This is a genomic window from Roseomonas sp. BN140053, assembly GCF_047690175.1.
Classification (GTDB): domain Bacteria; phylum Pseudomonadota; class Alphaproteobacteria; order Acetobacterales; family Acetobacteraceae; genus Roseomonas.
In genome coordinates, this window is the sequence record NZ_JBLLEB010000013.1 from 102,639 (window position 1) to 121,926 (window position 19,288).

Here is a 19,288-nt window from a genome sequence, read left to right on the forward strand (position 1 = left end):
TTCGATCCTACGACGAGGGCTGTGTCGGAACGAGGGCACGCGCCGACACGTTCCCGGGGGCGATGCCGCGCGTCAGCGCCGCGCCGATGGCCGCCCCGGACAGCGCGGCGCCGGGCGTGGCCTGGGCCGGCAGCTGCCCCAGCGCGGTTCGCACGGTGATCCGGCGCAGCAGGGCGTCCACCCGACGGAAATGGTCCTCCCAGCGCGGCGCGCGCCAGCCGCCCAGGCGGGACAGCTGCGCGGCCCGCGCAGGGCTGTCGGGCTGGGCGTAGTCCTGCACCAGGTCGCGCCACCCCGCCCCGTCCAGCGGGTCGAGGTAGTCCGGCACCACCCCGCCGACCTCGCGCAGGGCCGGCAGGTCCGAGCAGATCGCCGGCACGCCTATCGCCAGCGCCTCGGCCAGCGGCAGGCCGTAGCCCTCGGCAAAGGAGGGAAAGAGCAGGGCGCGGGCGCCGCGCAGGAGGTCCCAGACCCGGTTGTCCGGCACCGAGCCGAGCTCGTGCACCGCCCCGCGCAGCGAGGGGCTGCGTTCCAGGATATCCACGACGTTCTCGTTTTCCCAGCCGCGGCGGCCCACCAGCAGCAGGCGCGGGGCATCGACGCCCTGCTGCCGCACGAGGTCGCGCCACAGGTGCAGCAGCAGCAGGTGGTTCTTGCGCGGCTCGATGGTGCCGAGGGTGATGAAATAAGGTTCCAGCGGCAGCACCGGGCCTGCGGCGGTGCGGGCGGCCGAGGGCAGCGGGTCGATGCCCAGCGGCGCCACCAGCACCGGCGGCGGCAGGGCGCGCGCCCGCAGGTGCGGCGACAGCGCCAGCGCGGTGTGGGCCGAGTTCACGATCACCCCGTCGGCCAGCGCAGCGGTGGTGCCGATGCGCCGGAGGTGCCGGCCGGACTGGCCGGGCCGGGCATATTCGGGGTGGGTGGCGGGGATCAGGTCGTGGATCAGCGGCACAAAGGCGCAGCCGCGGGCCCGCAGCGCGCGGATCGGCCCCTGGCGTTCCAGCGCCCGGTGCGACACCAGCAGAAACACCTTCGGCCCAGGCTGGGCGAACACCTTGCCCAGGGCGCGTGCGCCCAGGCCCAGCGTGGCGCGCAGCCGCAGTCCCGAGGCGATTCGGCGCGCCTTCAACCGGGCCTCCGAGGCGTCCTCGGCCCTGCCACCCCAGGCTTCGGTGAGGCCGGCCACCAGGTCCGCCACGCCGGACCGGGGGAGCGTGGCCCAGCGGCCCATCGGGCCCTGGGCCACGAAGGTGCTGCATTCGGCGGGCCGCTCCGCCCAGTGGCGGGCATAAGCCAGCTCGACGCGGTCGATCCCCGACGGTGCCGGCTTGACGCCGCAGGCGAGCAAGCGGGAAATGTCCAGGATCACATGCGGGAGCGAAGGCCCACTCTCAGGGAGGCGCATAGTGCTCATGTCCTCACCTACCTCTGATTGTGCCGTCTCTGCCCGCTAGAATGCTGCAACTGCGAAGGCCTGGCCAGTAAGAATTAAGTTCCCGTATCGTGCTGCGTCAATCTCGATTAAGAGAAACGTCCAACCTAGCGAGAACGTGTACTCGCCATCAGCTTTCCATGGGCATTCGGGAAGAATTTGGGCAACCTGTGGTAGAAAGAATTTGCTGGCCGGTAACTCAATAGGCAAGTTTCGGCGCCGCTGCAACCGGTCTCTGGCCTTGAACGAAAGGATGCTGCCTTGATCCGGGTTGCCTATCACCGGCACGGCGATGCGGCCGTCACTGCGCAGCGCTGTGCCGCCGCCCTGGACGGCGTCTCGCCCCGGCTGGTGCTGGCCTTTTGCGGCGGCAAGCTACCGGGCGAGGCGGTGCTGGAAGCGCTGCGCCTCGCCCTGGGGCCCGTGCCGGTCGTGGGGGGTGCCGCGGCCGGCGTGATCGCGCATGCCGGTTCCGGCTACAGCGGGCTGGAACTGGCGCTGGCGGCCTTCGGTCCGGACGACCCGCTGCCGACGGTGCTGGTGGAGGATCTCGACCCCGACGAGCGCAGCGGCGGCCGCGCGCTGGGCGCCCGCATCCGCGCGGTGGCCGCGCCCGATGCAGTGGTGCTGCTGCTGTTCGACAGCGTCGCCCAGCGCGTGCCGCTGCGCCTGCATCCCGCCAGCATGGTGGTGGAAGGGCTGGAGGAAGGGCTGGAGGGGCATCCCGTGCGGCTGGTGGGCGGCGGGCTGCTGACCGACATGAACCTGTCCGACGGCTGGGTCTTCGATGGCGAGGGCGTGCGTCGCCACGCCGCCATCGCCCTGGTGTTCCCGCCGGAGGTGGTGCTGGACACTGCGATCCTGCATGGCTGCCGCCCCGTCAGCACCTTCATGGAGATCACCCGCATCGACGGTGCCGAGGTCTACGAGCTGGACGGCCAGCCGGCGCTGGGGGTGATCGAGCGCATGCTCGGGCTGAGCCTGGGCGAGGCGCGCGGGCAGGAACTGTCCCTGATCGCCACGCTGGGCCAGAAGCAGGGCGATCCCTTCGCCCCCTATGACGAGAACAGCTACGTCAACCGGCTGATCCTGCAGGCCAACCCGGAAACCGGCTCGGTTACGCTGTTCGAGCCCGACTTCGCGCTGGGCGCCCAGGTGCAGATCATGGCGCGCGACAACTCGCTGATGCTGGACAGCGCGCGCAACGGCGTGGCTTCCCTGCAAGGTAGCCTGCAGGACCCGGACAGCCTGCTGGGCCTGTATATCGACTGTGCCGGCCGCGGCAGCGCGCGCAGCGGCGCCCCGGTGGAGGAAGCCGCGGTGGTGCTGGCGGGCGTGCCGCCCGGCCTGCCCTTCCTGGGCTTCTATTCCGGGGTGGAAGTCGCGCCCTTCGAAGGCTACAGCCGCCCGCTGGACTGGACCGGAGTTCTGGCAGTGCTGCGGCGGCGCCCTGCGTGAGCGTTTCCCCCCGTTTGCCGCCCCAGCCCCTGCCCGAAGGGCAGCTGGAGCGCGAACTCGCCTATTACCGCCGGGAGTGCAACGCGCTCGGCGCCCGGCTGCTGCGCCTGCAAGAGGAGCAGAGCGTCGCCTTTCGCGAAGCCCGCCGCTCCCGCACCGTGGCCAAGCTGATCCGCGAAGCCTATCGCCTCGCCGACCAGGGCGCCTCGCCCGAGGACCTGGCCGAGCCGATGCTGGGCATCGTGGTGGACAGCGCCATGTGCGACCGCGCCGCCCTGCTGCGGGAAGAGCCGCGGGGCAGCGAGCGCTTCCACCTCACCCACGCGCTGGGCCTGGGAGGCGACGCGCTGGGGCGGGACTTCACCGTGCCCTCGCCGCCGCCCTTCTTCTTCACCACCTCCCGCACCCGGATCGAGCCGCCGGCCTACGAGCTGACCGGCATCCTGCGGCTGCCCTACATCCTCTGGGCCTACGACGAGGCCACCGGCATCGCGCTGATCCTGGGCAACCAGTCCGAGAGCAATGTCAGCCGTCCCTTCGAGGAAGGCGACCAGGAACTCGTGGAAGGCGCGCTCTCCGTCTATATCGACGTGCTGCTGCGCAAGCAGGCCGAGGTGGAGCTGCGCCTGGCCAAGGGCATGGCGGAGGAAGCCAGCTCCGCCCGCTCGCGCTTCCTGGCCACGCTGACGCATGAGCTGCGCACGCCGCTGAACGGCATCATCGGCTTTTCCGAGATGATGACGGCGGATTCCGGCTACGCGCTCTCCAACCGCGAGCGCGAGGACTACAACGGCCACATCCTGTCCTCGGCCCGCCACCTGCTGGCGCTGATCAACGAGATCCTGGACTATTCCAGCCTGGCCCGCCGCGGCGCGACGCTGACGCCCTACTGGTTCCCCATCGCCTCCCTGGTGGCGGAAAGCGTGGGCGCCGCCCAGGGCTCGGCCACCGAGCGCGAGGTCAGCGTTTCCGCCGGCGAGCTGCCCGCCAACCTGTCCATCCGGGTGGACCGCACCCGCTTCCGCCAGGTGCTGGACAACCTGCTCAGCAACGCCATCCGCTTCACCCCGCCCGGCGGCCGCGTGCAGCTCAGCGCCCGGCTGCTCGCGCCGGGACAGGGCTTGCAGATCGAGGTGCGCGACACCGGCATCGGCATGCGGCCGGAGGACGTGCCGCGGGCGCTGGAACCCTTCCAGCAGCTCGACAGCCCGCTCAACCGTGCCTCGGCCGGCACCGGGCTGGGCCTGCCGATCGCCAAGGGGTTGGTGGAAGCGCATGGCGGCACGCTGGATATCCGTAGCGCCCTCGGCGAGGGCACCAGCGTGCTGGTGACCCTTCCCTCCGACTGCCTGCGCCAGGAAGACGCCGCCCCGCAGGAGTGACCGGCGGGGCGGTGTTCCGCGCGCCGGTGGAACGGCCTAATCGGGACCCGGTACGTCGAAGCTGACGCTGGCCGTGGCCTGTTCGAAGTCGTTCACCAGCACGTCCAGCTGCGCGTTCCACCAGCCGGCCACCGCGAGTTCCGGCCCTTCCTGCACGAAGCGGCCGGGCGCCTCGGCCCGCATGCGGCGGCGGATGCCGACGATCCCCGCTTCCGGCTGCGACAGCGTGACCCAGACCTCCGGTGCCGCCACCGGCTCGCCATTGGCCGCACTGAGCTGCAGGGTCAGGCGGTTCTGCCCGACGCGCGCGGGATAAGCTTCCAGCAGCAGGTCCAGGCCCTGGGCTTCCGCCGCCACCACCAGCCCAGGGCCGAGGAGGTCGCCGCCCGGCGCACCGGCCACTGCGGCGCCGGTGCCCGGATGGGGCGAGGTCATGCTCAGCACCGCCGTCAGGGCCAGGGCCACGGCGCCCAGCCCGGCCTCGGCGCGGATGCTGCGGCGCAGGGGAACCGGGCCGCTGGTGGCCAGGGCGGGGGTGAGGCGCAGGTGGTTCACCGCCGCCAGCCCCAGCAGCACCAGCGCCGTCGCCGCCTTGGCCAGCACGAGGCGGCCGTAGCCCGTGTCCAGCAGCGCCGCGGGCGCCGGCAGGTTCACGGCGGCCTGCACGGTGCCGCTGAGCAACAGGATCGCCACCGCCGGAATGGCCAGGGCCGCGAAGCGGCGCACCACCGGCGCCGCCGCACCGCCCTGCGCCCGCAGCGCCGCCAGCAGCGGGCAGAAGGCGCCCAGCCAGAAGGCGGCGCAGAGCACGTGCCCGGCCAGCAGCAGCTGCGTCGCTACCCCGCCCGCGGCGGCGTGCCCGGACAGGCTGAAGCCCACGGCCGCGGCCCCGGCACCCAGCAGCCCGACCCAGCGCGCCCCGCGCCGGCCGGAGGCGAGGCTGGCCGCGGTCAGTGCCAGACCCAGGGCCAGCAGCAGGGCGCGCGGCAGGGCGGTGGAACCCAGCGCCGCCCGCCAGGGGGCGATCCCCAGCAGCGCCCCCGGGAAATCCGCCGCGAGCAGCGCGCCGCCCTGCACCCCGAGCCCGAGCAGCGCGGCCAGCAGCCCCAGCAGCGCCGCCACCGCCCCGCCGCGCCGCAGGCGGCCCGAGGGTTCGGCCACCAGGGCACGGAACAACGCGGCCCCGGCGCCGACGGCGAAGCCGGCATAGAGCAGCAGCCGCAGCGCCTCCGCCGCCATTGTCCAGCCCGGGTCCGCCGCCGCCTCGGGCGCCGCAGCGCGAACCGGCGCCGCGCCGATGCCGAACGCCAGCGTGCCGCCGATCGGGTGGCCATCGGCCGACACCACCCGCCAGCTGGCGAGAAAGGTGCCCCGGCCCAGTTCCGCCGGCAGCGGCGCGCGCAGCACGTTGCCCTCCGCCACGGCCGGGCCGGGCAACTCGACCGCGCCCCCCGGCCCGAGCAGGTGCAGCGCCAGGGGCGTCACTGCGCCGTCGAAGCGCAGCACGATCGCCGCGGGGGCTGCGTCCAGCGTGCCGCCATCGGCCGGCACCGTTTCCACCAGCGATGCATGCGCCCGGGCCGGGCCGGCCGGCAACGCCCAGAAGGGCAGCAGCACCAGCAGCAGCAGGGCCGGCCAGGCCGGACGGGCGCGGAGGGTCACGCCGGGTGCCTCAGTTCTTGGGAGTGATACGCACCAGGTAGGCCGGGAAGCGCGGCTCCGGCCCACCCGCCGCGCGGCGCTCGATCCAGCGCGCCACCTTGCCGTTCTCGCATTCCTGCACGATCGGGAACACCAGGGTGCCGCCCGGCTCGGCGGGGGTGCGCACCCGCATCACGAATTCCCCGTAGAAAGCGTCGGGCAGGTTGCCGCCGCGCCAGGACACCTCGCGCACCGGCGCGGTGGGGGCGCCGTGCTCGCCGGCCGAGGCCACGGCCACGTCGCCCAGCACCGTGTTCAGCGTCCAGCCCGCGAGCGGCATCGGCTTCACCTCCCGCAGCTCGGCCGGGATCTGGACGCGGATGCCCGTGGTGGCCGCGCCCTCGCAGCCGTGCGGCACGCGCAGGGTGATGCGCAGGGAGCTGTCGGCCGGCATTTCCGACCGGTCCAGCGTCACGTGCGCCGCGGCGGGCAGGGGCGCGGCCACCGCCAGCAGCGCGGCGCCGAAGGCCGAGGCGGCGAGAAGGGTGCGACGGATCATGGGAACTCCCGGGAAAAGGCCGGCCGCGGGGCGCGGCGGGCGGGTGAGTGGACGGCGGCGGAACGGCCCGGACGCGGCGAACGGCGCCGCCGCGGCGGGGCCAGTCGGGTGGGGCTCGGGCAGCGGCGCACGGGTCAGTGCGCCAGGACCGCGGCGGGCGCGACGCGCGCATCCGGCCGGGCCGGCGCGGGCACCTCGCGCGGCAGGCGCCAGCCCTTGAGGATGGCGTAAAGGGCGGGGATCACCACCAGCGTCAGCAGCGTGGAGGACACCATGCCGCCCACCATCGGGATGGCGATGCGGCTCATCACCTCCGCTCCCGTGCCGGTGCTCCAGAGCATCGGCACCAGCCCGGCCATGATGGCGGTGGCGGTCATCATCTTGGGCCGCACGCGGCCCACGGCGCCGGCGATGATGGCCTCGCGCAGCGCCATCCGGTCCAGCGGCCGGCCCTGCGCGGCCAGCCGGGCGCGTGCCGCTTCCAGCGCCTGGTCGAGGTAGAACAGCATCACCACGCCGGTTTCCGCCGCCAGCCCGGCCAGCGCGATGAAGCCCACCGCCACCGCCACGGACAGGTTGGCGCCGCACCACCACAGCAGCCACACGCCGCCGATCAGCGCGAAGGGCACCGACAGCATCACCACCAGCGCCTCGGTGGCGCGGCGGAAATGCAGGTAGAGCAGCACGAAGATCAGCACCAGCGTCAGCGGCACCAACAGCTGCAGCCGCGCCTCGGCGCGCGCCAGGGCCTCGAACTGGCCGCTCCAGGCGAGAAAGGTGCCGGGCGGCAGGCGCACCCCCTCAGCCACGGCGCGCTGCGCTTCCGCCACGTAGCCGCGCAGGTCGCGGCCGCGCACGTCCACGAACACGAAGCCGGCGAGCTGGCCGTTCTCCGTGCGGATGGCGGTGGCGCCGCGCGTGCGCTGCAGCGTCGCGACCTCGCCCAGCGGCACGGAGCCTCCGCCGGGCAGCGCCAGCTGCACCTCCCGCGCCATCGCCTCGGGGTCGTCGCGCAGGTCGCGGGGGTAGCGGACGTTGACGGCGTAGCGCTCGCGGCCCTCGATCACCGTGGTCACGCTCTCGCCGCCCAGCGCCGCGGCCACGGCGGACTGCATGTCGCCCACCAGCAGCCCGTAGCGGGCCAGCGCGTCGCGGTCCGGCACGACGTCGAGGTAGTAGCCGCCCGACAGCCGCTCGGCATAGGCGCTGCTCGTGCCGGGCAGGGTGCGCAGCACCGCCTCCACCCCCTTGGCGGCTTCCTCCACCGCGGTGAGGTCAGGGCCGAAGACCTTGACCCCCACCGGCGTGCGGATGCCGGTGGACAACATGTTGACGCGGGCGGCGATCGGCATGGTCCAGGCATTGCTGACACCGGGGAATTGCAGCGCGCGGTCCATGGCCGCTACCAGCGCTTCCGTGGTCATGCCGGGCCGCCAATGCTCGCGCGGCTTGAGCTGAATGACCGTTTCGAACATCTCGGTGGGCGCGGGGTCGGTGGCGGTGTTGGCGCGGCCGGCCTTGCCGTAGACGGAATCCACCTCCGGAAAGGAGTGGATGATGCGGTCCTGCAATTGCAGCAGCTCCACCGCCCGCGTCACCGACAGGCCCGGCAGGGTGGTCGGCATGAACAGCAGCGTGCCCTCGTCCAGGGCCGGCATGAACTCGCCGCCCAGGCGCGCCGCCGGCCAGGCGGTGGCGCCCAGCATCGCCACAGCCAGCAGCACCGTCAGCACCCGGGCCCGCAGCACCAGCCGGATCACCGGGCGATACAGCCAGATCAGCAGCCGGTTCACGGGGTTGCGGTGTTCCGCCACCACGCGTCCGCGCACCAGCATCAGCATCAGCACCGGCACCAGCGTCAGCGACAGGAAGGCGGCGGCGGCCATCACCAGCGACTTGGTGGCGGCCAGCGGCCCGAAGAGCCGGCCTTCCTGGTCCTCCAGCGCGAAAACCGGCAGGAAGGACACGGTGACCACCAGCAGCGAGAAGAACAGCGCCGGCCCGACCTCCGCCGCGGCGGCCACCACGACGGGGCCACGTGGTGCGCCGGGGGCTGCCCGTTCCAGGTGCTTGTGGGCGTTCTCCACCATCACGATGGCGGCATCCACCATGGCACCCACCGCGATGGCGATGCCGCCCAGGCTCATGATGCTGAGCGGGATGTTGAACAGCTTCATCACCACCAGCGCTGCCAGCACGCCCACCGGCAGCACCACCACCGCCACCAGCGCGGAGCGCAGGTGAAACAGGAACACCGCCGTCACCAGCGCCACCACCAGCGCTTCCTCGATCAGCGTGCGCTGCAGGGTGGACACGGCGCCCAGGATCAGCGCGGAACGGTCGTAGACGGCGCGGATCTCCACCCCCGTGGGAAGTGACGGCGCGACCTCCGCCAAGCGCGCCTTGACGTTGCGGATCACCTCCAGCGCGTTGGCGCCCAGGCGCTGCAGCACGATGCCGCCGGCCACCTCGCCCTGGCCGTCCAGGTCGGCGAAGCCGCGCCGCTCGTCCGGGCCCAGTTCCACCCGCGCGACGTCGCCCAGCAGCAGCGGCGCGCCGCCTTCCGCCCGCAGCACGATGCGCTCGATGTCCTCGGTGCTGCGCAGGTAGCCGCGGCCGCGCACCATGAACTCGAATTCCGAGAGTTCCACGCTGCGGCCGCCGACATCGCTGTTGCTGGCGCGGATGGCGTCGCGCACACGTTCCAGCGTCAGGCCCAGGGCGCGCAGCCGCAGCGGGTCCACCACCACGTTGTACTGCTTCACGAAGCCGCCGATGCTGGCGACCTCCGCCACGCCCTCCGCCCGCGCCAGGGCGTAGCGCAGCCGCCAGTCCTGGATTGAGCGCAGTTCCGCCAGGGACAGGTCGCGGGCGATGATCGCGTACTGGTAGACCCAGCCGATGCCGGTGGCGTCCGGCCCCAGCGCCGGCCGCGCTCCCGCGGGCAGGCGCGAGGCGGCGGCGTTGAGGTATTCCAGCACCCGCGACCGCGCCCAGTAGAGGTCGGTGCCGTCCTCGAACACCACGTAGATGTAAGACGCCCCGAAGAAGGACAGGCCGCGCACCACGCGCGAGCGCGGCACGGTGAGCATGGCCGAGGTCAGCGGCGTCGTGACCTGGTCCTCCACCACCTGCGGCGCCTGGCCGGGATATTCCGTGTAGACGATGACCTGGGTGTCCGAGAGGTCCGGCAGCGCGTCCAGGGGCAGGCGCCCGGCCGCCCAGACGCCGGCGGCGCAGAGCATCGCCGCCCCCAGCAGCACCAGCAGGGTGTTGCGCGTCGCCCAGGTGATCAGGCCGCGGATCACGGCATCCGGTCCATCGGCGCGTGTCCCGTCATCCCGTGCCCACCGGAAGCCTGGCCGGCCGGCCTTCGTTCCGCGGCGGGCTGGTCCGTCGGGGCGGCCGGCACGGACAGGCCGACCAGCGCCGCGCGCAGGTTGCTCTCCGCGTCGATCAGGAAATTGGCCGAGACCACCACGCGGTCGCCTTCGGCCACGCCCTCGCGCAGTTCGGTGAAGCCGCCGCCGCGCCGGCCGGCGCGGACCTCGCGCGGCTCGAAGCGGCCATCGCCGCGGTCCAGCAGCACGACCCGGCGCGTGCCGCTGTCGATCACCGCGGAATCCGGCACGGCCAGCACCGCCTCCTCCGCTCCGGCCGCGATCTCCACCTCGGCATACATGCCCGGCAGCAGCACCGTGCCGGGATTGCCCAGGGTGAGGCGCAGGCGGGCGGTGCGGGTGGCGGCGTTGACCTCGGGGTAGAGGAACTCCACCCGGGCGGGAAAGGCGCGGCCGGGCAGGCCGCGGGCGCGCACGGTGGCGGCCTGGCCGGGCGACACGCCGGCCAGGTCGCGCTCCGGCAGGTCGGCCAGCACCCAGACCACCGACAGGTCGGCGATGCGGAGCAGCACCTCGCCCGCCGCGACCCGCATCCCGTCCAGCACGTCGCGGCCGATCACCACCCCGTCGCGCGGCGCGGGCCAGGACAGGCTGGGCGGGACGCGCCGGTTGCGCTCGATCTCGGCGATCAGGGACGGGGGCACGGCCAGGTTCTCCAGCCGGCGGCGGGCGCCCTCGGCGGTGGCGGCGCTGGTGCCGGCGGGGATGGCCAGGGCGGACAGGTACTGCGCCCCGGCTGCCGCCATCTCGGGCGAGAAGAAGCGCAGCAGCGGCTGGCCGCGGCGCACCCGGTCCCCCACCGTGACGTTCTCCACCTGCTCCACGAAAGCGTCGGCGCGCAGCGCCACCACGGACACCCGGCGTTCGTCGAACTGCACGAGGCCGGGGGCGCGCAGGGGGCGCAGCACCGGGCGCCGCGCCACGGCCTCGGTCCGCACACCCAGCAGTTGCTGCCGGCCGGGCGCCACGCGCACCGTCGCGTCCTCCTCGCCTTCGCGCACGGGCACGTAGTCCATGCCCATGCTGTCCTTCTTCGGCACCGGCGAGGTATCGGGCAGGCCCATGGGGTTGCGGTAGTACAGGATGCGCCCGCTGGCCTGGGGCGCCGGCGGCGGCGCTGCCGGCTCGCCATCCTCGCCCGCGCGCACCGGCAGGTAGTCGCGCCCGTCCTCCGTGCGCTGCGGCACGGCCGCGTATTCCGCGCGGTCGGGGTGGCGGTAGTACAGGATCTCGCCGCCCGCGGGCTGCGCCTGGGCGGCCTGGGTTCCCCCGGGGATCAGCCCGGCATGGCCGTCGCGCTTCCCGGCGAGGAGCAGCGCGGCCAGCAGCAGGGCCGGGATGGCCGGCACCAGGCGGCGTCGCACGGTCCCGCCCCGTTCAGGGCGCGGCCTGGAGGATGAGGCGTGCCCGCAGCGTGCCGGCTTCCCCCTGCACCTTGGCGGCGAGGGTAAGGGCCCAGCGGCCGGTCATGGAAAGGTTGGTGCGGAAGCGGTACACGCCGGGTTCGCCGCCCGCCACGGGGACCAGCGGGGCGATCATGGTCGCCATGTCGTCGGGCGACATGTCCAGCCGGGTGCCGTAGAGCACGGCGTTGTGCACGGGCCGGCCGGTGGTGCGCTGCACCAGCCGCACCGCCACCGTGACGCCGTCGCCCTGCCGCACCTGCGGGGTGACGAGCTGCACCTCGTAGTCCTGGAGGTCGGCGGCCCCCGCACCGCCCGGCATCGATCCCACGAGCAGCAGCGTTGCCACGACGGTTCCGGGCAGGCCGCACTTCGGTTCCAGCATGTGTTTCCAACCTCGATTTTCGGGGCTGCGCGGTTCTGAGGGGCCATGATGCGGGCAGAGGCCTTACCGGGAGCTTTAGGAGTCGGCCGATGGCCAGGCATGCGTGCGGTCGGTCCTGCACCTCTGGGCGGGGAAGCCTCTTCCGCCATCCCAGCCGTTTAAACGGGAAAATACCACCCCAAGTTGCTTTCGTGAATACTTTCTCGCCAAACTTGAGGGAGGGCGCCGTGCCCGCGCCCTCTCGGGCCATGACGGCAAAGCGGCCCGGAACTGGCCCGCATGGCGGAGATCGGCCCGGCGGAGGCGATCTTCGCCGCCCCTGCCCACCCCTATACCCGCGCCCTGCTGTCCGCGATCCCTGAGCCCGATCCGGTGATCGCCCGGCAGGCCTCGCGCATCCGCCTCGGCGGCGAGCCGCCCAGCCCGCTGGACCCGCCCCCGGGCTGCCTGTTCCACACGCGCTGCCCGAAATCGGACGGCACGACCTGCCACACCGTGCCGCCACACCTCACGGAGAAGCGGCCGCACCAGCGCGCCGCCTGTCACCACCCCGAACCGGTGCCGCGAAACGGGGAGCGGCCGGGCCGCCCCCCGAGGCGGTTCAGGCCGGCAGGAAATCCGGCACGGACAGGTAGCGCTCGCCGGTGTCGTAGTTGAAGCCGAGCACGCGCGACCCGGCCGGCAGTTCCGGCAGCTTCTGCGCGATCGCGGCCAGCGTCGCGCCGGAGGAGATGCCCACCAGCAGCCCTTCCTCCCGCGCCGACCGGCGGGCGAACTCCTTGGCGTCGTCGGCGGCCACCTGGATCACGCCGTCCAGCAGGTCCGTGTGCAGGTTGGCCGGCACGAAGCCGGCGCCGATCCCCTGGATCGGGTGCGGCGAGGGCGAGCCGCCGGAAATCACCGGGGAGGCCGAAGGCTCCACCGCGAAGACCTTCAGCCCCGGCCACTGCGCCTTCAGCACCTGGGCGCAGCCCGTGATGTGCCCGCCCGTGCCCACGCCGGTGATCAGCACGTCGATCCCCTCGGGGAAGTCGGCCAGGATCTCCTGCGCGGTGGTGCGGACGTGCACGGCGATGTTGGCCGGGTTCTCGAACTGCTGCGGGATCCAGCCGCCGGGCGTTTCGGCCAGCAGCTCCTCGGCGCGGGCGATGGCGCCCTTCATGCCCTTCTCGCGCGGCGTCAGGTCGAAGCTCGCGCCATAGGCCTGCATCAGCCGGCGGCGCTCGACCGACATGCTCTCGGGCATCACCAGCACCAGCTTGTAGCCCTTCACCGCCGCGGCCATCGCCAGGCCGATGCCGGTGTTGCCGGAGGTCGGCTCGATGATGGTGCCGCCGGGCTTGAGGCTGCCATCCGCCTCGGCCGCCTCGATCATCGCCAAGCCGATGCGGTCCTTGATGGAGCCGCCGGGATTGGCGCGCTCCGACTTGATCCAGACCTCCGCCTCGGGAAACAGGCGGCCGACGCGGATGTGCGGCGTGCTGCCGATGGTGTCGAGAACGCTCTGGGCTTTCATTCGGGCTTCCCCCTGCCGTTCCGGATGACGGGCATTCGGGTGCTGGGATGCCAGTTCCGGCGGCAGGCTTCAATCACGCCGAAGCCCGGCGCGGCGGCGGCACCCGGGGCGCCCCGCCGCGCGGGCACCGGATCACGCGGGAGGCGGCGCCCCGCTCCCGCCCTCGGCCGCGCCCGGCAGGCCGAACAGCGCGGCCGCGTTGTTCCACAGGATGCGCCCCTTCTGCTCGGCCGACAGGCCGGGGGCGGAGGTGACGAACTCCACCGGCCGCATCTCGCCCACCGGGTAGTCGGAGCCGAGGATGACGCGCTCCGCGCCCACCTTGGCCACCAGCGCTTCCAGGGTGCGCCCGTCGTAGACGCAGGTGTCATAGGACAGCATGCGCAGGTACTCCGCCGGCGGCCGGCGCATGTTCACCCGCGTCGCCGGCTTCTCCTCGTAGTTCCGGTCCACGCGCCCGGTGTTGTAGGGCATGTAGCCACCGCCATGGGCGATGCAGATCTTCAGCCCGGGGAAACGTTCCAGCACGCCCTCGTAGATCAGCGAGGCGATGGCGAAGGCCTCCTCCATCGACTGCCCCAGGCTGTTCCAGAGCTGGAACTTGCGCAGCCGCTCGTCCTGGTTGCCGGCGGGATGGACGTAGACCACGGCGCCCAGCTCCGCCGCCTTGGCCCAGAAGGGATGCAGGGCGGGGTCGCCGATCTCCCGCCCGCCGGCCCGGGTGGAGATGCCCACCCCGTGCAGCCGCAGCGCGCCCATGCAGCGCTCCAGCTCCGCCACCGCCAGGGCCGGCGCCTGCAGGGGCACCCCGCCCAGGCCGAGGAAGCGGTCCGGCCGCGCCGCCACGATGCCGGCGAGGCGGTCATTGTGCCGGCGCTCCAGCGCCAGGGCGGTGTCGGGATCGGCGAAGTCGGTGGACTGGTGCACCAGGCTGGCGCTCAGCACCTGGATGCCGACGCCCATGGCGTCCATCCGCGCCACGCGCTCCTCGGCCTCCGCCATGTTGTGCTCGACGCGCTCGGCGCGCGCCCGCAGCGCGCGGCGCTGCTCCTCCGGGGCGTCGGCGTCTTCCGCCATCCGCGCGAAGAGGCTGTGCGCCCGGGTTCGTTCATAGACCTCGGGCGACAGCAGGTGGGCGTGGATGTCGAGCACGCGCGGCACCGCCGCGCCGCCTCGGGTCTGGTGGCTCATCGGGCGTCCTGCTCCTGCGGGATGGGTTGCGCGGGGGCACGGGGTTCCAGACGCCGGGCGAGGGGAAAGACCTGCCAGCCCAGCCGCTCCGCCAGCAGCCCCCAGATGCCCTTGGGCGCCCAGAGCATCACGGCGATGGCCACGGCACCCAGCACCAGCAGGTAGAGGCTGCCGAGCTGCGACAGCGTTTCGCGCAGCAGAAAGAACACGGCCGTGCCGATCAGCGGCCCCTCGACCCGCCCGATGCCGCCGATCACGGCGATAAAGATCACCAGTGCCGTCCAGTCGTTCACGCTGAAGGCAGCGTCGGGGGAGATGCGCAGCTTCTGCAGGAAGATCAGCGCCCCCACCGCCGCGGCGCCCGCCGAGGCCAGCACGAACACCAGCAGCCGGGTGCGGTCCACCTCGATGCCGCAGGAACGCGCCGCCACCTCATTGTCGCGGATCGCTGCCAGGGCGAGGCCGTGGCGCGAGCGCAGCAGGAGCAGGATAGCCCCCAGGATCACCGCGCAGATCCCGAAACCCAGCCAGTAGAGCAGCTGCTCCCGCGCCGCGCGGCCGTCGGCGATGCCCGCCACCACGGAGGCGGGCAGGGAGGTGCCGGAGCCGCCGCCCAGGGCGGAGAACTGCGCCGCGAGCAGGCGGAACACCTCCGCCACCACCCAGGTGCCGATGGCGAAATACGCCCCGCGCAGCTGAAAGGTCAGCGCCGCCACCGGCACCGCCAAGGCGGCGCCCAGGATCGCCGCCGCCGGGATGCCCCAGAGCGGGTTCACGCCCAGCAGCAGCGCCAGCGCGAACAGCGCGTAGCCCCCCAGCCCTACGAAGGCCTGCTGCCCCACCGTGACCAGCCCGGCATAGCCCGCCAGCAGGTTCCACAGGCTGGCCAGGGCGGCGTAGGCGTATATCTCGCCCAGCAGCCGCAGCCCCTGCCGGTCGGCCCACCAAGGGGCGGCCCCCAGCACCACCAGCCCAACGACGAAGAGCGCGAGCCCGATCCGGCTGGCCCGTGTGCTGTGCGCCACCCGCATCCCGGCGGCGGCGCTCACCCACGCAGCCTCGGGAACAGGCCCTCGGGCCGCACCGCCAGCACCAGCAGGAACAGCAGGTGCCCGGCCAGGATCTGCCAGCCCGGGTCGATCTGCGCCCCCACGGATTGCGCCACCCCCAGCAGCACGCCGCCGGCCAGCGTGCCCCAGAGGCTGCCCAGGCCGCCGATGATCACCGCCTCGAAGCCGAAGATCAGCCGCGCCGGGCCGATGGCCGGGTCAAAGTTGGTCCGCACCGCCAGGAACACCCCGGCCAGCGCCACCACCGCCAGGGACAGCGCCATGGCCAGGGCGAAGACGTGGCGGTTGTCCAGCCCCATCAGCCGTGCCGTCTCCGGGTCATCGGCGGTGGCGCGAAAGGCGCGGCCCAGCGGCGTGCGCCAACTCAGCCATTGCAGGCCGGCGATGGCGGCCACCGCCACCGCGAATTGCAGCAGCGGCAGCACGCCCACGCTCAGCCCGCCCGGCAGCGGCAGGCCGGCGACCTCGATCGGCCCGGCCTGCAGCCGGCGGCTATCGGCGGAGAAGATCTCCAGCAAGCCGTTCTGCAGGATAACGCTGAGGCCGAAGGTCACCAGCAGCGGCGGCAGCAAGTCCTCACCCAGGGTGCGGTTCAGCAGGAAACGTTGCAGCGCGTAGCCGATCGCCGCCATCGCCGGCACCACCAGCAGCAACGCCGGCAGCGGCCCGATCCCCAGCGCCTCCGTTGCCACCAGCGCCAGGTAGGCGGCCAGCACGATCAGGTCGCCATGGGCGATGTTGACCAGCCGCATCACCCCGAAGATCAGCGACAGCCCGGCCGCGAACAGTGCGTAGAGGCCGCCCAGCAGCACGCCCTGCAGGATCGCGTTGAGCCATTCCACCGCGCGCTACACCCCGAAATAGGCGGCGGCGACAGCCTCGCGCGTCAGCTCGCCGGCGCCGCCCTGCAGCACCGTGCGCCCTTCGCGCAGGCAGAAGACCCGGCCGGCCGCCGCCAGCGCCTGGGCCACGTCCTGTTCCACCACCACCACCGCCGTGCCCTGCGCCACCAGCGCCGGGAGGCGCGCGTAGATCTCGCGCACCACCACGGGGGCGAGGCCGAGGCTGATCTCGTCGCAGAGCAGCAGGCGGGGGTTGGACATCAGCGCGCGGCCGATCGCCACCATCTGCTGCTGCCCGCCGGACAGCGCGGTGCTGGGCACGTGCCGCCGTTCCGCCAGCACGGGGAAGAAGCCGTACACCGCGTCCAGCGACCACGGCCCGCGCCGCCCGGCACGGCCGCCGATCAGCAGGTTCTCCTCCACGCTGAGGGAGGGGAAGAGCCGCCGCCCTTCCGGCACCAGCGCGATGCCGCGCCCGACCACCTGATGCGCCGGCAGGCCGCCGATCGGCTCACCGTCGAAGAGCACGGCGTCGCGCCGGGGGGCGGCGATCAGCCCGGCCACGGTCTTGAGCAGCGTGCTCTTGCCCGCGCCATTGGCGCCGATCACCGCCGCGACCTCGCCCGCGCCCACCGCGGCGGACACGCCGAACAGCGCCTGGAAATCGCCGTAGAAGGCGTCCAGCCCGCGCAGTTCCAGCAGCGGCTCAGGCATCCACGGGGATGCCCATATAGACCTCGGCCACGGCGGGGTGGCGCACCACCTCGGCCGCCGTGCCCTCGGCGATCAGGCGGCCGCCATGCAGCACCACCACGCGGTCGGCCACCGCGGTCAGCGCGTGCAGCACGTGCTCGATCCACACCACCGACATGCCGCCGTCGCGCAGGTCGCGCACCAGCGCCACCAGCGTCTCGCATTCCCGCTCGGTCAGCCCGCCCGCCACCTCGTCCAGCAGCAGCAGCCGCGGTTTGGTCGCCAGGGCGCGCGCCAGTTCCAGCCGCTTGCGATCCAGCAGCCGCAAGCCGCCGGCGGGACGGTTCGCCTGCGCCAGCAGCCCGCAGCGCTCCAGGATGGCGGCGCAGCGGTCATAGGTCGCGCGCTCGCCCTCGCCCGTGCCGAAAGCGGCCGCGGCCACCAGGTTCTCGAACACCGTCAGCCCGGCGAAGGGCTGCGGCACCTGGAAGGAGCGCGCCATTCCCAGCCGGCAGCGCTTCGCCGGCGACAGGGCGGACACGTCCCGCCCTTCGAACACCACCTGCCCGGCATCCGGCGCCACGGTGCCGGTGATCATGCCGAACAGCGTGGTCTTGCCGGCACCGTTGGGGCCGAGCACCCCCAGCGTTTCGCCGCGGCGGAGCGACAGGTCGATCCCCTCGGCCACCACCACGGCGCCGTAGCGCTTGCGGATGCCCCGCAGCGCGAGGATTGGCTCCCCGTCAGCCGAGGAGCTCAAGGCTGCCGCCGATCGGAATCTCGGAGGCCCCGGGATTGGCCAGCACCACCAGGTCCAGCGCACCACTGCCGGACCGCCGCCACTGTCCCGCCACCAGAGGCGTGCGCGCCACGTTCTTCACCGGCCCCGCGCCCCACTTCACCGGGCCCGCGACGGTGCGCAGGTCGGTGGCGCGGGTGGCCTGGATGATCGCTTCCGGTTCCAGCTTCGCGCTGCGCTTCAGCACGTCCACCGCCACCTCGAACAGCGCGTGCTGGTAGCCGATGGGCTGCGTCCAGGGCTTGCCGGTGGCAGCCGTGTAGGCGGCGCAGAGTTCCGCCGCCGTCTGGTTGGTCAGCGAGGAACGGAACGGGTGGTGCGGCGTCCACCAGATCTCCGTGGTCAGCCCCGCGCCGCGCTCGCCCAGCGCCGCCACGGCGGAGGGAAACAGCAGCGCCTTGCCGATGCTGACCACCTTGGGTCGGAAGTTCTGCTGCCCGGCCTGGGTCCAGAAGGTGGCGAAGTCCGGCGGCGTCAGGTTGCCGGTGACGATCTGCACCTCGGCGGCCTTGAAGGCGGCGATCTGGGCGGAGAAGTCGTTGGAGAAGGGCTGGAAGCGGCCGGTATCCACCAGCCGGTAGCCCTTCTGCGCCAGCGCCGGCGGCAGGCCGGTGCGCGCATCGCCCCAGGCATTGCCGTCCGCGTCGTTGGGAAACAGCCCGCCCACCACCTTGTTGGTCTCGGCCTTGGACCAGAGGTCGGTATAGGCCGCGATCACGTCCTCCAGCCCCCAGAAGAAGTGCCAGGTCCAGTCGAAGCCCTTCGCGGGATCGCCGCGGCGGCCGAAGAAATAGGGCTGCCAGGGGCAGTTGGTGGTGATGCAGGGAACCTCGTTCACCTCGGCCTGGTCGGCCACGGGGTTCACCGTTTCCGGCGCGCTGGTGGCGGTGAGCAGGTCCACCTTGTCGCGCAGGATCAGCTCGGAGGCGACCTCGGCGGCACGGCTGGGGTTGGACTGGCTGTCGCGCGCCAGGATCTGCACGGGATGCAGCTGCCCGGCCACGCGGATGCCGCCCGCCAGGGTACGCGCCAGCTGTTCCTGCACGAAGGCATCCGCCTCGCCGAAAGCGGCCAGCGGGCCGGTGCGCGGGTTGACGAAGCCGATCTTGATCGGCCGCCCCGCGCCCTGCGCGCGTCCCACCGCCGGCGCGGCCAGCACGCCGAGGGCGGCGGCCACCGTGGCGCGGCGCGTGGTGCGCGGCAGCAGGTCCTCAGGCGCAATCCCGGATTCCATGGGCGTCCTCCCTTCCTGTTGTTCGCGGCGGGCGTCGTTGCGTCGCGCTCGTTTCCACGCTGTCCGCCAAGGTTTGGTCACCCCGGCGGTTTCCGCGGCGGCCTCGGTGCCGCCGCGCCAAACCTATCCTAGGTCGCGGCCCGCCGAGGCTCAGAAAGCCTCCCCCGTCTCGATGCGGTAGTTCTGTCCCGGATCGGTGATGGCGACGAGGCGGATGATGCAGCCATCGCCACGGTCCCAGTTCCAGGGAAAGAAGGCGAAGGTCACGCGCTTGCCGGTGAC

The 19,288-nt window shown here is 73.0% G+C and carries 16 protein-coding genes; 3 read left to right on the forward strand and 13 right to left on the reverse strand.

The annotated features are described in order from the left end of the window. Positions 1-7 precede the first annotated feature (7 nt). A complete protein-coding gene (locus tag ACLIBK_RS13960; protein ID WP_415387877.1) occupies positions 8-1,348 on the reverse strand; it encodes a glycosyltransferase family 4 protein in 1,341 nt (446 codons plus the stop codon). Between the two features lie 345 nt (positions 1,349-1,693). Between ACLIBK_RS13960 and ACLIBK_RS13965 the strand changes: the two genes are divergently transcribed. Together ACLIBK_RS13965 and ACLIBK_RS13970 are read left to right on the forward strand one after the other, a co-directional pair. Beyond that, complete coding sequence (locus tag ACLIBK_RS13965; protein WP_415387878.1) at positions 1,694-2,890, forward strand: FIST signal transduction protein; 1,197 nt, start codon at positions 1,694-1,696, stop codon at positions 2,888-2,890. Then, positions 2,887-4,272 (forward strand): sensor histidine kinase, encoded by a 1,386-nt coding sequence (locus tag ACLIBK_RS13970; RefSeq protein WP_415387879.1) that lies wholly within the window; start codon positions 2,887-2,889, stop codon positions 4,270-4,272. Before ACLIBK_RS13965 ends, ACLIBK_RS13970 begins: the two co-directional genes overlap by 4 nt. Before the next feature lie 36 nt (positions 4,273-4,308). On the opposite strand, the gene ACLIBK_RS13975 is transcribed toward ACLIBK_RS13970, so the two are convergent. The 5 genes from ACLIBK_RS13975 to ACLIBK_RS13995 all read right to left on the reverse strand — a co-directional run bounded on the left by ACLIBK_RS13975 (position 4,309) and on the right by ACLIBK_RS13995 (position 11,661). Next, positions 4,309-5,934, reverse strand: a complete 1,626-nt coding sequence (locus ACLIBK_RS13975) for a copper resistance CopC/CopD family protein (RefSeq protein WP_415387880.1) — start codon at positions 5,932-5,934, stop codon at positions 4,309-4,311. 10 nt (positions 5,935-5,944) lie between these two features. Continuing rightward, the gene (locus ACLIBK_RS13980) at positions 5,945-6,472 is read right to left on the reverse strand and encodes a YcnI family protein (RefSeq protein ID WP_415387881.1); all 528 of its coding nucleotides are present in this window, start codon (positions 6,470-6,472) and stop codon (positions 5,945-5,947) included. Between the two features lie 134 nt (positions 6,473-6,606). Continuing rightward, positions 6,607-9,780: an efflux RND transporter permease subunit gene (locus ACLIBK_RS13985; RefSeq protein WP_415387882.1), complete on the reverse strand. Its 3,174-nt coding sequence runs from the start codon at positions 9,778-9,780 to the stop codon at positions 6,607-6,609. After that, positions 9,777-11,237 carry an efflux RND transporter periplasmic adaptor subunit gene (locus ACLIBK_RS13990; protein ID WP_415387883.1) on the reverse strand — a complete coding sequence of 487 codons (1,461 nt, stop codon included), beginning with the start codon at positions 11,235-11,237 and terminating at the stop codon, positions 9,777-9,779. Before ACLIBK_RS13990 ends, ACLIBK_RS13985 begins: the two co-directional genes overlap by 4 nt. Before the next feature lie 13 nt (positions 11,238-11,250). Next, on the reverse strand, positions 11,251-11,661 hold the full coding sequence (locus ACLIBK_RS13995) for a FixH family protein (RefSeq protein WP_415387884.1): 411 nt from the start codon (positions 11,659-11,661) through the stop codon (positions 11,251-11,253). 279 nt (positions 11,662-11,940) lie between these two features. On the opposite strand from ACLIBK_RS13995, the gene ACLIBK_RS14000 reads away from it, so the two are divergent. Beyond that, entirely contained in the window at positions 11,941-12,318 is a 378-nt protein-coding gene (locus ACLIBK_RS14000) for an oligopeptide/dipeptide ABC transporter ATP-binding protein (RefSeq protein WP_415387885.1), read from the forward strand. Here ACLIBK_RS14000 and cysK read toward each other — a convergent pair. The 7 genes from cysK to ACLIBK_RS14035 all read right to left on the reverse strand — a co-directional run bounded on the left by cysK (position 12,263) and on the right by ACLIBK_RS14035 (position 19,006). Next, a complete protein-coding gene (cysK, locus tag ACLIBK_RS14005) occupies positions 12,263-13,177 on the reverse strand; it encodes a cysteine synthase A (protein WP_415387886.1) in 915 nt (304 codons plus the stop codon). The genes ACLIBK_RS14000 and cysK overlap by 56 nt on opposite strands. A gap of 132 nt (positions 13,178-13,309) precedes the next feature. Next, positions 13,310-14,368: an amidohydrolase family protein gene (locus tag ACLIBK_RS14010; protein WP_415387887.1), complete on the reverse strand. Its 1,059-nt coding sequence runs from the start codon at positions 14,366-14,368 to the stop codon at positions 13,310-13,312. Further along, positions 14,365-15,417 (reverse strand): branched-chain amino acid ABC transporter permease, encoded by a 1,053-nt coding sequence (locus ACLIBK_RS14015; protein WP_415387888.1) that lies wholly within the window; start codon positions 15,415-15,417, stop codon positions 14,365-14,367. Before ACLIBK_RS14015 ends, ACLIBK_RS14010 begins: the two co-directional genes overlap by 4 nt. Then, entirely contained in the window at positions 15,414-16,280 is an 867-nt protein-coding gene (locus ACLIBK_RS14020; protein WP_415387889.1) for a branched-chain amino acid ABC transporter permease, read from the reverse strand. The genes ACLIBK_RS14015 and ACLIBK_RS14020 overlap by 4 nt, the downstream gene beginning before the upstream one ends. A gap of 6 nt (positions 16,281-16,286) precedes the next feature. Continuing rightward, positions 16,287-16,994: an ABC transporter ATP-binding protein gene (locus tag ACLIBK_RS14025; protein WP_415387890.1), complete on the reverse strand. Its 708-nt coding sequence runs from the start codon at positions 16,992-16,994 to the stop codon at positions 16,287-16,289. Beyond that, complete coding sequence (locus ACLIBK_RS14030; RefSeq protein WP_415387891.1) at positions 16,987-17,733, reverse strand: ABC transporter ATP-binding protein; 747 nt, start codon at positions 17,731-17,733, stop codon at positions 16,987-16,989. Before ACLIBK_RS14030 ends, ACLIBK_RS14025 begins: the two co-directional genes overlap by 8 nt. Further along, positions 17,717-19,006, reverse strand: a complete 1,290-nt coding sequence (locus tag ACLIBK_RS14035) for an ABC transporter substrate-binding protein (protein WP_415387892.1) — start codon at positions 19,004-19,006, stop codon at positions 17,717-17,719. The genes ACLIBK_RS14030 and ACLIBK_RS14035 overlap by 17 nt, the downstream gene beginning before the upstream one ends. Between the last annotated feature and the right edge of the window lie 282 nt (positions 19,007-19,288).

What these genes read in the sequence shown, in the direction of transcription:
- ACLIBK_RS14000 (WP_415387885.1), top strand. Translation starts at nt 11,941, where the DNA reads ATGGCGGAGATCGGCCCGGCGGAGGCGATCTTCGCCGCCCCTGCCCAC.
- ACLIBK_RS14035 (WP_415387892.1), bottom strand. Translation starts at nt 19,006, where the DNA reads ATGGAATCCGGGATTGCGCCTGAGGACCTGCTGCCGCGCACCACGCGC.
- cysK (WP_415387886.1), bottom strand. Translation starts at nt 13,177, where the DNA reads ATGAAAGCCCAGAGCGTTCTCGACACCATCGGCAGCACGCCGCACATC.
- ACLIBK_RS14025 (WP_415387890.1), bottom strand. Translation starts at nt 16,994, where the DNA reads ATGCCTGAGCCGCTGCTGGAACTGCGCGGGCTGGACGCCTTCTACGGC.
- ACLIBK_RS14010 (WP_415387887.1), bottom strand. Translation starts at nt 14,368, where the DNA reads ATGAGCCACCAGACCCGAGGCGGCGCGGCGGTGCCGCGCGTGCTCGAC.
- ACLIBK_RS13995 (WP_415387884.1), bottom strand. Translation starts at nt 11,661, where the DNA reads ATGCTGGAACCGAAGTGCGGCCTGCCCGGAACCGTCGTGGCAACGCTG.
- ACLIBK_RS13980 (WP_415387881.1), bottom strand. Translation starts at nt 6,472, where the DNA reads ATGATCCGTCGCACCCTTCTCGCCGCCTCGGCCTTCGGCGCCGCGCTG.